Annotated in this window: 12 protein-coding genes; 7 read left to right on the forward strand and 5 right to left on the reverse strand. The window is 65.9% G+C overall.

Annotated elements, in window-relative coordinates:
* Positions 1-150 precede the first annotated feature (150 nt).
* From glpA to glpK, 7 genes are all read left to right on the forward strand, one after another.
* Positions 151-1788 carry an anaerobic glycerol-3-phosphate dehydrogenase subunit GlpA gene (gene glpA / locus QPC17_RS07225; RefSeq protein ID WP_068538639.1) on the forward strand — a complete coding sequence of 546 codons (1638 nt, stop codon included), beginning with the start codon at positions 151-153 and terminating at the stop codon, positions 1786-1788.
* A gap of 12 nt (positions 1789-1800) precedes the next feature.
* Complete coding sequence (gene glpB, locus QPC17_RS07230; RefSeq protein ID WP_070445936.1) at positions 1801-3063, forward strand: glycerol-3-phosphate dehydrogenase subunit GlpB; 1263 nt, start codon at positions 1801-1803, stop codon at positions 3061-3063.
* 2 nt (positions 3064-3065) lie between these two features.
* Entirely contained in the window at positions 3066-4310 is a 1245-nt protein-coding gene (locus QPC17_RS07235) for an anaerobic glycerol-3-phosphate dehydrogenase subunit C (RefSeq protein WP_062613332.1), read from the forward strand.
* Between the two features lie 295 nt (positions 4311-4605).
* Positions 4606-5445, forward strand: a complete 840-nt coding sequence (locus tag QPC17_RS07240) for an SMP-30/gluconolactonase/LRE family protein (RefSeq protein WP_285347166.1) — start codon at positions 4606-4608, stop codon at positions 5443-5445.
* Between the two features lie 197 nt (positions 5446-5642).
* A complete protein-coding gene (locus tag QPC17_RS07245; RefSeq protein WP_068538636.1) occupies positions 5643-6299 on the forward strand; it encodes a uridine kinase family protein in 657 nt (218 codons plus the stop codon).
* 256 nt (positions 6300-6555) lie between these two features.
* On the forward strand, positions 6556-7302 hold the full coding sequence (locus QPC17_RS07250; RefSeq protein ID WP_068538635.1) for an MIP/aquaporin family protein: 747 nt from the start codon (positions 6556-6558) through the stop codon (positions 7300-7302).
* A gap of 177 nt (positions 7303-7479) precedes the next feature.
* Positions 7480-9006 carry a glycerol kinase GlpK gene (gene glpK / locus QPC17_RS07255; protein ID WP_062613324.1) on the forward strand — a complete coding sequence of 509 codons (1527 nt, stop codon included), beginning with the start codon at positions 7480-7482 and terminating at the stop codon, positions 9004-9006.
* Between the two features lie 70 nt (positions 9007-9076).
* On the opposite strand, the gene lysS is transcribed toward glpK, so the two are convergent.
* The 5 genes from lysS to QPC17_RS07280 are packed head-to-tail and all read right to left on the reverse strand — an operon-like array spanning position 9077 to position 14010.
* Positions 9077-10633: a lysine--tRNA ligase gene (gene lysS, locus QPC17_RS07260; protein WP_062613322.1), complete on the reverse strand. Its 1557-nt coding sequence runs from the start codon at positions 10631-10633 to the stop codon at positions 9077-9079.
* 56 nt (positions 10634-10689) lie between these two features.
* A complete protein-coding gene (locus QPC17_RS07265; RefSeq protein WP_062613319.1) occupies positions 10690-11685 on the reverse strand; it encodes an HAD-IIA family hydrolase in 996 nt (331 codons plus the stop codon).
* 9 nt (positions 11686-11694) lie between these two features.
* Positions 11695-12123: an aspartate 1-decarboxylase gene (gene panD / locus QPC17_RS07270; protein WP_280521823.1), complete on the reverse strand. Its 429-nt coding sequence runs from the start codon at positions 12121-12123 to the stop codon at positions 11695-11697.
* Entirely contained in the window at positions 12120-12959 is an 840-nt protein-coding gene (gene panC / locus QPC17_RS07275) for a pantoate--beta-alanine ligase (RefSeq protein ID WP_101923618.1), read from the reverse strand. Before panC ends, panD begins: the two co-directional genes overlap by 4 nt.
* Positions 12960-12969: 10 nt before the next feature.
* On the reverse strand, positions 12970-14010 hold the full coding sequence (locus QPC17_RS07280; protein WP_285347167.1) for a DUF2520 domain-containing protein: 1041 nt from the start codon (positions 14008-14010) through the stop codon (positions 12970-12972).
* Positions 14011-14280: the final 270 nt, after the last annotated feature.

Below are 14280 nucleotides of genomic sequence, written 5' to 3' on the forward strand. Positions count from 1 at the left end.
ATTCTACACGGCGGGTGCAAGTCATTTCAGTTCATCTGCACGGCCGTGCACACTTGGCCAAAATACTTTAAACCCCCCGTTTTCACACCACGCCTCGTGGAAAACACCGTAAATTGGTGATTAAGTCTCCGCGTAGAAATCGGAAGAACCATGAAAACTATAAACACCGATGTTGTTGTTATAGGCGGTGGAGCAACCGGGGCTGGCGCATTACGCGATCTGGCCATGCGTGGCTTCTCTGCTGTCCTTGTCGAGCGTGCCGATCTGGCACAGGGAACCTCCGGGCGGTTCCACGGCCTGCTCCATTCGGGTGGCCGTTACGTCATTTCGGACCCCCACTCGGCCACTGAGTGCGCCGAGGAAAATGAGATCCTGCGCCGAATTCACCCCGAATCGGTGGAGGAGACCGGCGGCCTGTTCGTCGTCGGCCCGAATGACGATCCGGAATTCTCCACCCGCTTCCTGCCCGCGGCCCGCGAAACGCAGGTGCCGGCCGAGGAGCTCGACGTCGCTGAGGCGTTGCGCATCGAGCCGCGCCTCAACCCGGGCATCCAGCGCGCGTTCCGCGTGCGTGACGGCTCAATTGACGGCTGGGGCATGGTCTGGGGCGCGGTCGAGTCCGCCAAGGCCTACGGCGCCCAGTGCCTGACCTACCACCGGGTCACCAAGATTGAAAACGAGGACGGCCAGGTCTCCCAGGTGGTCTGCACGGATGAGAAGACGGGCGAAGAGGTCCGCATCAACTGCCGTGCGGCCATCAACTGCGGCGGCCCCTGGGCGGGCCAGATCGCGAAGATGGCGGGCTGCCACGGGGTCGACGTCGTGCCCGGGCGCGGCATCATGATCGCGATGAACCACCGCCTCGTCAACCACGTGGTCAACCGCTGTATCCACCCCGCCGACGGCGACATCATCGTCCCGGCCCACACCGTCTCAATCATTGGCACCACGGATCAGAAGGAAGACGATCCGGACTTCCTCGTCATCCGCAACTCCGAGGTCCAGCAGATGCTCGACTCGGGCGAAGACCTGGTGCCGGGCTTCCGCAAGGCGCGCGCGGTTCACGCGTGGGCCGGCGCCCGCCCGCTGGTCAAGGACTCGCGCGTGGATGCCTCTGATACGCGCCACATGTCGCGCGGCATGTCGATCATCGACCACTCCACGCGCGACGGTGTGAAGGGCTTCTTCACCATCGCCGGCGGCAAGCTCACCACCTACCGCCTCATGGCGAAGAACATCGTGGACGCGCTGCTTGAGCAGATGGACGAGTTCGTCGAGTGCACCACCGAAACCGAGGCCGTGCCCTCGAACGCCACCCGTACCCACCGGGTCACGGACAGGCTGGAGGAAGCCGAAGCCGACCGCTTCGAAGACCCGATCATCTGTGAGTGCGAGCTCCTGCCCCGCTCCACGATTGAGAAGGAACTGGCCAAGCAGCCGGAGGCCAACCTTGACGACATCCGCCGCCGCACCCGCCTCGGGATGGGCCCCTGCCAGGGCACGTTCTGTGGCATGCGCGCCGCTGGCATCATGCACGAGGCCCTGGCGGGTCGCCTGGAGCGCGAAGAGAACGCGGACCGGACGTCGTCGATGCTGCGCCTGTTCGTCAAGAACCGCTACTCGGGCCTCGAATCCCTCATGTACGGCGAGCAGCTGCGCGAGGCCACGCTGAACAAGTGGATCCTCGCCGGCAACCTCGACATCGACCATCTGCCGGCCCCGACCGAGAAGGCCGTGCGTGCCACGGGCGACCTCGAGCTCATCCACGGCCGCCCCTCGGTGGCATAAAGGAGAAGAATCATGCGCATCATTGTTATTGGTTCAGGCCTTGCGGGCCTCACGGCAGCGCTCAAGTTGCGCGAGGCCGGCCACCACGTCGACATCGTGACCAAGGGCTGGGGCGGCCTGCTCCTGTCCTCGGGCACGCTCGATGTTTACGGCTGGGACAAGGACGGCCACCCCATCTCCGACCCGTACGCCGAGATCGAAAAGCTCGTGGCCAAGGAGCCCGGCCACCCGTACGCCTCCATTGGGGCGGACGCGGTGCGTGAGGGCGTGGATTGGCTGTGTGCCACCACCGGCCTGTTCGCCAAGCCGGGCAAGAACGTCCTCATCCCCACCGCGATCGGCGCGGTTCGCCCCACGATCGCGGTGCAGAACACGATGGTCCCCTCCCTCATGGAGGACGGGAAGAAGTTCCTGGTGGTCGGCATCCGCCAGTTCCGCGACTTCCCCGCGGCCTTCATCGCCGACAACCTCGCCCGTTCCCCGCTGGCCAAGGTTGAGACACGGGCCGTGACCATCTCGCTCGCGCCACGCAAGCCGGAGGCCGACTCCACGGGCACCACCTTCGCCCGCGCCTTCGACGGCACCGCCGGGCTGGACGGCCCGGCCACTCGCGATTCGCTCATCAACGAGCTGCGCGGCCACGTCCGCGCGGGCGAAACGATCCTCCTGCCCGCGATCCTCGGCTTTTCGCCCGACGCTTACCAGGAGATCTCCGCCGAGCTCGGCGTGCCCGTGGGCGAGGTCCCGGTCCCGCCGCCGTCGATCCCCGGCCGCCGCATCAACGACGTGCTCATCCAGCTCTGCCACGACAAGCGGGTCGACATCTCCCTCAACGCCGAAGTCATCGGCTTCGAGGCAGACGGCGGCCACGTGACCGCGCTCAAGGTCCAGCGCGCCGGCCGCGTCACCACCAACAAGGTCGACGCCGTGGTCTACGCCGGCGGCGGTCTCGAATCCGGCACCATCCAGCGCGACTCCTACGGAGACATCCGCGAGCGCGTCTTCGACCTGCCGCTGACGTTCCTCGACGCCGAGGACGCCGAAACGACGGGCGTGACCGGCTCGGTCATCGTCGACGGCAAGGACCTCTTCGGAACCGGGGTGAGCGTCAACGAAGACATGTTGCCGCTCGACGGCGACCGCCCGGTCTACGACAACCTCTACTTGGCAGGCTCCATCATCGGTGGCGCCCGCCCGTGGAGCGAGAAGTCCGGTGAAGGCATCGCGCTCGGCAGCGCTGTTGCCGCCACCCGTGCAATCCTCAGGAGGGATTAATCATGACCACCGTTGTTAACCCACTCGAGCACGCCAAGGCCTCCCTGGCCCGCGCGTCCCTCGACGCGTGCGTCAAGTGTACGATCTGCGAGTCGCAGTGCCCGGTTGTGCGCGCCACCCCGCTCTTCTCCGGCCCGAAGTTCGTGGGGCCGCAGGCTGAGCGCTTCCGCAACGGCGCCAGCGTGGACAAGTCCCTCGACTACTGCTCCGGGTGCTCGATCTGCACCACCACGTGCCCGCAGGGCGTGAAGATCGCCGAGATCAACGCCCAGGCGCGCGCCGTGATGAAGGCAGACCACATGCCGCTGCGCGACCGGATCATCCCCGAAACCGAACTTGAAGGCAAGCTCATGACCCCGTTCGCCCCGATCGCGAACGTGGCACTGGCCAACAAGCCGGTGCGCACGATCGTGGAGAAGGTCATCGGCATTCACCGTGACGCGCCCGTGCCCAAGGCCCAGACCTCCACGTTCATGAGCTGGTTCAAGAAGCACGAAAAGGAGCGCACCGGCCCCTTCTCCAAGGGCCCGATCGTGTTCTTCCACGGCTGCGCGGGCGGCTACTTCGAGGTCGCCACGTCGAAGGCCGCGGTGGAAGTGCTGGAGAAGCTCGGGTATGAGGTGCTCGTGCCGAAGCAGGGCTGCTGCGGCCTGGCACACCAGTCCAACGGCCTGTTCGGGCGTGCGTCGAAGAAGGTTCGCCAACTGTGCGATCAGCTCAACGCCGCGGGCAAGGACCTGACCATCGTGTCGGCGTCGGGATCGTGCGCGGGCATGCTGCGCCACGAGGCCCACGAGATCATGGGCCTGGACGATCCCACGCTGCTCGACGTCGGATCGCGCACCGTGGAGATCTCCGAGTTCATTCTTGAGCTCATCGACGCCGGTGAGTTCCCGGTCGAGGAGCTCAAGCGCTGGGACATCACGATCCCCTACCACCAGCCGTGCCAGGTCAAGAGCCAGGGCATCGGCAAGCCCGCGATCCGGATGATGGAGACCGTCCCCGGCGTCACGGTGATCGAGTCCGGCGAGGCCTGCTGTGGCATCGCGGGCACGTACGGCCTGAAGAAGGAAAAGTACGAGATCGCGCAGGCCGTGGGCAAGCCGCTGTTCGACATGATCAAGCGCACCAACCCCAAGCTCGCCGCGTGCGAGACCGAGACCTGCCGCTGGCAGATCCGCAAAGGCTCCGGCGCCACGGTCATCCACCCGATCGAGGTGATCCACCGGGCGCTCGGGCTGGCGTAACTGGTTCGGTGGCGGCTACCGCCGGCGATTAAAATAACCTGGACGATTCTGGGGCTATCTTCGTATATGAGGAGAACGCCCGGAAATCGTCCAGGTTATTTTCATGCTCGCCTCCTGACCGGGTTGCAACTCGTTGCCGGCGGCAGTCGTGCCGGCGGGGAGGGATGAAGCCTCACCGCTCAAGGTGATGGGGCGACTGCCGAAGGCGCAGGTCCCCGCTGCTGACCCGACCTGAATGGTTGATGCGCAGACAGCGACTGGTTGCTGCGCGGGCGGGATCTGCGATACTTGAGCCATGTTTGAACAGATCACCGATCCCGTCGCCTACCACGGCGAGGGGCCCTGCTGGTCCGAGGAGTGGGGCGGCCTGCGCTTCGTGGACATGCTCGCCGGAGACCTCCTGACCCTCCTGCCCGACGGATCCATTCACCGCCTCCACACCGGCTCGCCGGTGGCCGCCTTCGTACGGCCGCGGGCGAGTGGCGGATTCGTGGTAGGGCTCGAGCGCGGGCTCGGGCTGGCCGATGAGCCCTTCGGCGACGTCCGCGCACTGTCAGAGCTCTGGTCCGATACCGACGTGCGCATGAACGAGGGCGGCACCGACCCGTGGGGCAACCTGTACGCCGGCTCGATGTCCTACACGCGGGTGCCGGGCGCCGGCAAGCTGTACAAGATCTCCCCCGACCTGACCTCGCGCGTGGTGCTGCCCAGCGTCACCACCTCCAACGGCATTGCCTTCTCCCCCGCCGGCGAGCGGGCCTACTACCACGACACGGCCACCCGGCGCACTGACGTGTTCGACGTGGTGGACCGAGAGCTGGTGGGCCGCCGCGAGTTCCACGAGGCCACGGGCACGAGCCCGGACGGGCTGGCAGTCGATAGAGCGGGGAACGTGTGGGTGGCACTCAACCGCGTGGGCAAGATCAGGCTCTACTCCCCCGACGCCGAGGTGTTGGGCGAATGGGACCTCCCGGTACGGCTGGTTACGGCTGTCACGCTCGGCGGGGAGGACGGCCGCGACGTCTTCGTCACCACATCAAGGGAGAATTTGGACGACCCGGAGCCGGGCGCGGGCGCGATTTTCCGCGCCCGCGCCGAGGTCCCCGGCGTGCCGGTCACTCCCTTCGCGGGCTGAGCCCGGCCTGAGCCCACGTCGAATATCAGGACCCTGGAAGTTTTCGTCGCCAAAACCGGGCTTTTCGCACTCAAAGTCCTGATCTTTGACGGGCAGCGCGACTTCCCACCCCCGCCTCACCCGCCCGGCCCGGCGGGTGAGGCGGGCAACGTTCCTCCCTGGCGGGGCGGCGGCGCCGGGCGCGTTAGACTGGGCCCATGTCCACTCCCCTGTCGAATGATGGCCTGTTTGACCTGCCCGAATCCGCGCGCCAGCCGAATGCGCGCGTCATTTTGGTGATGGGCGCATCGGGCAGCGGCAAGACGCGTTTCACCACACGCACGGGCCTGCCGGTGGTCTCACTCGACGACTTTTACTATGACGGGAACCGGCCGGGGATGCCTATGCGCCACGGGATGGTTGACTGGGATTCGCCGTCCACGTGGGACCGCCAGGGCGCGGTGGACGCGCTGGTGGACCTGTGCACCACTGGTTCGACCACGGTGCCGGTCTACGACATCCCCACCTCCACGCGCGTGGGCGAGCGCAACCTCGATATGGAGGGCCGCCGCTACGTGCTAGCAGAGGGGATCTTTGCCCCCGAAATCATTGACGATCTCAAGCGTGAGGGCATCCTCGCCGACGCCCTGTGCATCAAGCGCCCGCGCCTGCAAACCTTCTGGTTCCGCCTCATGCGCGACCTGGACGAGGCCCGCAAGCCGCTACCCAACCTGCTGCGCCGTGGCGTCGCCCACTTCCTGGCCGAGCCGGCGATGTACCGCGAGGTCGAGGCGAAGGGCGCACGGCCCGTGTCCTACACCGAGGCCCAGGAAACCCTCACGCAGATGCTCGCCGCCCTCCGCTGGACCGAGTAGCACAGGAACACGCCGCCCACTTAGGGCGTTTGGGCATTGCCCCATCTTTCGTTTGCCTTTTCCTGGCCCCACCACACAAAGCGCACATGTGCACATTTTCCCAAGGCCGTTCTGGATCCTGTGCAAATATTTTCAATTCAAACTGTCATGAACGCTTTGACGCACAAAAGAGCAAGAATAGGGACAGGCTTCCGAGTATTTTTTGGGCCGTCCGGCAAGGTCGCCGGAGATAGTCGCACAACTGAAAGAGGCAAATATGTCGCTTGGAGAAATCTTTGTATCCGAGTTCATCGGAACAACATTGCTCATTATCCTTGGTGTTGGTGTGGTCGCCAACAACCTCCTGACGAAGAATAAGGGCCGGGGCACCGGCTGGCTGATGATTAACTTCGGGTGGGGTCTTGCTGTGTTCATCGGTGTTTACGCCGCATACAAGACCGGCGGTCACCTGAACCCGGCCGTGACCCTGGGCGTCCTCGCCTCGGGCGCGGAGGAGTACGTTCCCGGCGTCGCCGTGAACTTCTCGAACACGATGATCTACATCGTCGCCCAATTCCTCGGTGCCTTCGTCGGTGCCGTGATCGCGTGGCTGGCATACAAGCAGCACTACGATGAGCACGACAACCAGGCCGAGGTGCTCGGCACCTTCGCCACCGGCCCGGAGATCCGCAACCCGCTGTGGAACACCATCACTGAGGCCATCGCTACCTTCGTGCTCGTCGCCTGGGTTCTCTTCAACGGTGGCAGCCCGACGGCGGTCGGCCCGCTCGCCGTGGCCCTCGTGATCGTCGCCATCGGCGCCTCCCTCGGTGGCCCCACCGGCTACGCCATCAACCCGGCCCGTGACCTCGGCCCGCGCGTCGCACACGCCGTGCTCCCGATCAAGGGCAAGGGTGGCAACGACTGGGGTTACTCCTGGGTGCCGATCGTCGGCCCGACCATCGGTGGCGTGCTCGCCGGCCTCATCTTCGGCGCAAACGCACTCAACGTCCTCGGTATGTAAGGTACGACGCCGCCCGGTTCGCGCGCCTTGTGGGCGCCGGTCGGGCGGCGCCGCCCATCCGGGCGAAGAAATATTTCTCAACCAGATTCTCGGCGTTGGCCATTTGTGAAAACTGTGATCAGCGCCCCATTCCATCGCTATTATTTCAAGTAACCGTTCAACGACGAAGGGAACTCAATGACTGAGAAGAAATACGTAATGGCAATCGACCAGGGCACCACCTCGTCCCGTGCGATTATCTTCGACCACTCCGGAACCATCGTTTCCGTGGGTCAGATGGAGCACGAGCAGATTCTGCCCAAGGCCGGTTGGGTTGAGCACAACCCGATTGAGATTCGTGACAACGTTCGCGAGGTCATTGGCCAGGCTCTGGCCAAGGCCAACATCAACCGCCATGAGATCGCGGCTGTTGGTGTGACCAACCAGCGCGAGACGGCCGTCGTGTGGGATAAGAACACGGGCGAGCCGGTGTACAACGCTATCGTGTGGCAGGACACCCGTACTGACAAGATTGTTCGCGAGCTTGCTGGTGACGAGGGCCCGGACAAGTACAAGGAAATCTGTGGCCTTGGCCTTGCCACCTACTTCTCTGGCCCGAAGGTCAAGTGGATCCTTGACAATGTTGAGGGGGCACGCGAGAAGGCCGAGGCGGGCGACCTCCTCTTCGGCAACACCGACACCTGGGTGATCTGGAACCTCACCGGTGGCCCCAACGGCGGTGTCCACGTCACCGACGTGACCAACGCGTCGCGCACCATGCTCATGGACGTGCGTGAGCTGCGTTGGCGCGAGGACATCTGCGCGGACATGGGCATCCCGATGTCGATGCTCCCGGAGATCAAGTCCTCCTCCGAGGTCTACGGCTACGGCTCGAAGAACTCCCTCATCATCGACACCCCGATCGCTGGCGACCTTGGCGACCAGCAGGCGGCCACCTTCGGCCAGGCCTGCTTCGAGAAGGGCATGGCGAAAAACACCTACGGCACCGGCTGCTTCATGCTCATCAACACGGGCAACGAGGCGATCACCTCGAAGAACGGCCTGCTGACCACGGTGTGCTACAAGATCGGCGATCAGGCTCCGGTCTACGCGCTCGAGGGTTCGATCGCTGTGACGGGCTCGCTCGTGCAGTGGCTGCGCGACCAGCTCGGCATCATCACCTCCGCCCCGGAGATCGAGACCCTTGCTGAAACGGTTGAGGACAACGGCGGCGTCTACATCGTCCCGGCGTTCTCCGGCCTGTTCGCCCCGTACTGGAAGGACGACGCCCGAGGCGCGATCGTCGGCCTGACCCGCTACAACAACAAGGGCCACCTGGCTCGCGCGGTCCTCGAGGCCACCGCGTTCCAGACGGCCGAAGTTCTCGAGGCCATGAACGCCGATTCGGGCGTTGAGCTCGGCGAGCTTCGTGTTGACGGCGGCATGACCGCGAACGATGCACTCATGCAGTTCCAGGCTGACATCCTCGGTGTGGAGGTCGTCAAGCCGGTCGTCGCTGAGACCACCGCCCTCGGTGCCGCCTACGCGGCCGGTATCGCGGTTGGCTTCTGGGCCGGCGAGCAGGACGTCATCGCCAACTGGCAGGAGGACAAGCGTTGGTCGCCCAAGATGGACGCCGACGAGCGTGCTCGCCAGATGCGCCTGTGGAAGAAGGCCGTCACCCGTACGTTTGACTGGGTCGACGACGACGTGCGTGCTGAGTAAGCACCAGGCCACAGCGTAGCAGGTGGGCGGATCCAATCGGATCCGCCCACCTTCACGTTTGCGGCAAGAACTATGCGCGCGCGGTCGGCTTGACGAACGGGAACAGGATCGTCTCGCGGATGCCCAGGCCGGTGAGCACCATGAGCATGCGGTCGATGCCCATGCCCATGCCGCCCGACGGCGGGAAGCCCTGCTCCATCGCCTCGATGAAGGACTCGTCCAGCTGCATGGCTTCCGGGTCACCCGCTGCGGCCTCGAGCGACTGCTGGGTGAGGCGCTCCCGCTGAATCACCGGGTCAGCCAGCTCAGTGTAGGCGGTGGCGATCTCCACGCCCCGCACGTACAGATCCCACTTCTCGGTCAGCCCCGGCTTGGAGCGGTGGTTGCGGGTGAGCGGCGAGGTGTCCTCCGGGAAGTCGAAGACGAAGGTGGGCTCCCACAGCTTAGAACCAACCAGCTCCTCCCAGATGTCCTCGGCGATCTTGCCGGCCACGGCGTATTCCTTGACCGCGATGTCGAACTTGTCCGCGATCTCCACCAGGTGTTCGCGTGGGGTCTCTACCGTCACTTCCTCCCCCACGGCCTCGGACAGCGAGGTGTAGAGGTCGAGGCGCGCCCACTCGCCACCCAGGTCGTACTCAGTGCCGTCGGCGAGGGTCACAGTGGTGGTGCCGAACAGGTCACGTGCCGCGTTCTGGATGAGATCGCGGGTGAGGACCGCCATCTCCTCATACGTGGCGAAGGACTGGTAGGCCTCCATCGCGGAGAACTCCGGCGAGTGCGTGGAATCCGCGCCCTCGTTACGGAAATTCTTCCCGATCTCAAACACGCGCTCGATGCCGCCCACCACGGCCTTCTTCAGGTACAGCTCGGTGGCGATGCGCAGGTAGAGGTCCTGATCGTAGGCGTTGATGTGGGTCTCGAACGGGCGGGCCGCGGCGCCGCCGTGGAGCGGCTGCAGGATCGGAGTTTCCACCTCGATGTAGCCGCGGTCGTCGAACGTCTTGCGGATGGACTTCATCATGCCCGCGCGCAGGCGCACGATCCTGCGCGCGGCGTCACGCGTGATGAGGTCGAGGTGGCGGTTACGCACGCGGGTCTCCTCGCCGAGCGCCATCTCGGTGCCGTCCTCCGCCGTGAACATCTTCGGCAGCGGGCGGATCGCCTTGGAGGCCAGCTGCCAGGACGTGGCGAAGATCGACAGCTCGCCGCGCTTGGAGGCGCCCACATAGCCGTCCACCCACACGAAGTCGCCCAGGTCCACGTCGGCCTTCAGCGCGTCCAGCGCCTCCTTGCCTACGTTCGCCAGCGAGAAGATCACCTGGATGCGCTCGCCGTCACCCGCCTGTAGCTGGCTGAAGGCGATCTTGCCTGACGGGCGGAACAGCATGACGCGCCCGGCGAGCTCCACGCGCTCCTCGGTCAGCTCATCGCCGGGCTGGAGCACGACGTCAGCGCTCACCTTTTCCCCCTCGCGCTCCACCGCATACTTCGCGCGCACGTCCGCGATGGTGTGCGTGATCTCGAGGTGGGGCGGGTACGGGTCACGGCCGGCGGCGAGCAGGCGGGCCCGCTTTTCCTTGCGGACGGCGAGCTGGTCGGAGGTGTCGTCGTAGTTTTGCTGCATGGGTGTCCTTTTCTTCTCGCGAGGCCCCTGAGGCGGGGCCCTGTGGCTGGGCGCTCTTAGAGCTGGTCCTTGATATAGCGCGGGAGGATGTCCGCAATCGTGGTCAGCGCGTAGTTCGGCTGGTCCTTTCGCTTGAGATCGCGCGCCTGGTCCGCCGTGGCGCTGCCGGTCAGCACGAGCGCGGTGGGCACGCCGTAGCGCTTGGCCATGCGGATGTCGGCGCCGAGGGAGTCGGTGACGAACAGCGAGTCCTCCGGGCGGACCTGAATGTCATCGAAGATCATCTCGAGCAGGTCGGTCTCGGGGCTACCGAGGTTCTTGGTCAGGCGTTTACGCGTGGCTGTCTCGAGTGCAGTGATGATCGGCAACGTGCCCGGCTCGCGCGAGCCGTCGGGCATGCGGCGCACCCGCCGCAGCGACGTACTGATGAGGTCCGCCCCGTTGTCCGCGATCGCGTGGTAGGCGGTGGAGAACATCTTCATGTCGAAATCGGAGGTGAAGCCCACGATCACCAAGTTGGTCTCCGCCGCCTTGTCCGTGACCTCGATCCCGTTCGCCGCAAGCTCGTCGCGGAAGCGTGTACCGCCTGCCACGAACACCTTCGCGCCCGGGTAGGAGTTCTTGAGGTAGCGCGAGGCGAGGGTGGCCGGGGTGATGACCTCATCGGCCGTGATCTCAATTCCCTCGTCGCTCATCATCTCCACGAGCTGGGCCGGTGTCACGTCCGACAGCCAAGACATGAAGCGGAACGGCCGGTTGAGGTGGTCGAGCGCGTCGATCACCATCTTCAGCTTCGGCATGAGGTTCGTGCCCGCATACAGGCCCGCGTCAATGTTGATGAGGTAGGCGTCGAACACGCGCCCAGGGGATTCCTCGACCATGACGTCAAGGTTGGTGATCCGCGAGGAGATCTCCTCATCGCTGGAGAATTCGGAGGCCGAGGTCACGGCTTCCGTGGATTCCGATTCGGACTTGGATACCATGCCACGCAGCCTGTCCACGTCAGGGACGAGCGCCTTGGGATGGATCTTGGGGATCTTCGGAAAACGCATGTTCTTCTCCTATCGTGCGTGGTCGAAGGGGATGCCCGACGCGGTGAGGCCGTGCCCATCGGGCACCTGGCCCGGGTCGCTGCCCGCACCGTGGATACGATTCTGGCGATCGACGTAGATGACCTTCGGTTCGTACGTGCGGGCCGAGTCATCGTCCATCTGGCTGTAGCACATGATGATGACCAGGTCCCCCACGTCGACCAGGTGGGCCGCCGCGCCGTTGAGCTTGACCTCGCCCGCGCCACGTTCACCTGGGATGACGTAGGTGGTGAGCCGGGCTCCGTTGGTCACGTCCACGACGTCGACCTGCTGGCCCGGCAGGATGTCCGCAGCCTCGAGCAGATCGAGGTCCACAGTAATGGAGCCCACGTAGTGCAGATCCGCCCCGGTGACGGTGGCCCGGTGGATCTTGCCGGTGAGCATTGTGCGCAGCATCATCGAAGCTCCACCTCCATGTTGTCGATGAGGCGGGTGGGGCCCACGTAGGCGGCGGTGACGAGCAGGCCGGGGCCGTGCGCGTGATCGTCAAGGAAGGCGAAGGTGGCCGGGTCAACCAAGTGGAGGTAGTCGAGGCGCACGCCGTCGGCCGCGTGCAGTTGCGCGCGCACCGAGTCCCGCACCTCACCCGCGCTCGCCCCCGACTCCGCGAGCTCCACCCCGCGGCGCAGGGCCGTGGACAGGGCGAGGGCCTGGGCGCGCTCGGCATCGGAAAGGTAAGAATTGCGCGAGGACAGCGCCAGGCCCGACTCATCGCGCTTGATCGGCACCGCCCGCACGTCAATGCTCATGTCCAGGTCATCCACCATCGTGCGCACGAGTGCAAGCTGCTGGGCGTCCTTCTGCCCGAAGAACGTCATGTCCGGGCGGACCAAGTTGAACACCTTGTGGACCACCTGGAGCACGCCGGCGAAGTGCCCGGGCCGGGTGGCGCCCTCGAGCACGCGGGCCATCGGCCCCGGGTCAATCCGCACGAGCGGTTCGCGCGGGTACATCTCATCATTCGTGGGCAGGAAGGCCACATCCACGCCCTCGCGCTCAAGCAACGCCAGATCCGCAGCCTCGGTGCGCGGATAGGCGGCGTAGTCCTCATTCGGGCCGAATTGGAGCGGGTTAACGTACACCGACGCCACCACGGTCTGCGCCGCGGCGCGCGCTGCCTTCAGCAGCTGGGCGTGCCCGTCGTGCAGGGCCCCCATGGTCATGACAAGCGCGCGGGTGCCATCGGCCTTCGCCAGGGCGCTCGCCAACTCGCTGCGTGTCCTACAGATCTCCATATCTGCCATTCTATCTTCCCCCATGCGAGCAGCGAGCGGCGCCGACGATGGTATGCAACTCATTTGCCTCTGTTTCGCCGATAACGCCCGCCATCAACGCCCGCTCCACGAGGCGCTCCAACAGGTTCAGGTCCGCCTTCGCGACGTCGGCCAACTCCGGCGACTCCACCGCCAACGTCCCCAACGCCTCCACGCGCTGCGCGGCTTCCTCCGCACTGGGTGGCGCCGGCGGACGAGGCACACCAGCCCCCGCTCTGTTCGCGCCCACGACGCCGTCCGGGCCCGTCCCGCCCACCGCTCCCGTCACGCCCACGGCTGGGCCCATGCCCGCACTGGCACCCCCAGCAGAGCTCACAGCGGCACCCGCCGCGTTGCCCGCGAAGAGCCCGCGATCGAGGCCGGCCTGGGCCCACTCGCCGAGCAGATCACCCGGCTGCGCCACACCGATCTGCGCCAGCACTCGCCCCGCCTGGGACGCGGCCAACTCCACGCCCTGGCGCGCATGGGCGAGCGCGGCCGCATAGATCGCGCGGTCAGCAGAGTTCACCACCACGCCCTGCGCGCCCATCTCCGCCGCGAGCGCCAGCCCGATCGGCTGGATCGCGTTCGCCGCGGAGACCACGACGTGCGCGCCCTGGAGCCGGGCAACGTCCACCGACGTGCCCGAGAACTCCATGACCGGGTGCAGCGCCAGCGTGAGCGCGCCAGCCGCCTGCGCCGGCGCCAGCACCTCCACGCCCCGCCGCGCCGAGGTATGCACCACGATCTGGCCGGCCTGCCACGCGCCCAGCTTGGCCAGGCCGGCCACGAGGCCCTCGAGCTCCTCATCCGGCAGTGCCAGAATGACCAGCTCGGAGCGCTCCACGATCGCCGGCACGTCGAGTGCCGGCACTCCCGGCAACATGACCTCCAGCCGCTCCCGCGACTGCGGCGAGGGCGCGTGCGCGCCCACGATCCCGTGCCCGGCCGCGCGCAGCGCGCTGCCCAGCGCCGCGCCCACGCGCCCCGCGGAGATGATGCCAATCCCCATGCGTCCCGTCGAATTCTCCATGTCCACCATCCTAGCCACCGCCTCCGACACTTCTTTTCCGCCTCCGGACCGCCCGCATCGTCCCATCCGCACCCGCGCCCCCAGCGCAGGCCCCGCGCCCAACGCGAACCGCGCCACGGCGTCGTGAAAAAGACCCGCCAAGCGGCGAACGCAAACCGGCCCACGGCGTCGGCGTTCGGCTCTCAGCGTGAAACGCCAAAGCCCCGCAGAAAAGGCACAATCACCTGCGAAAATGACGCCCCAAAAGATTCCCGTTCTATTGCATGGGTC

The sequence above is a fragment of the Trueperella bernardiae genome (assembly GCF_030246965.1).
Classification (GTDB): domain Bacteria; phylum Actinomycetota; class Actinomycetes; order Actinomycetales; family Actinomycetaceae; genus Trueperella; species Trueperella bernardiae.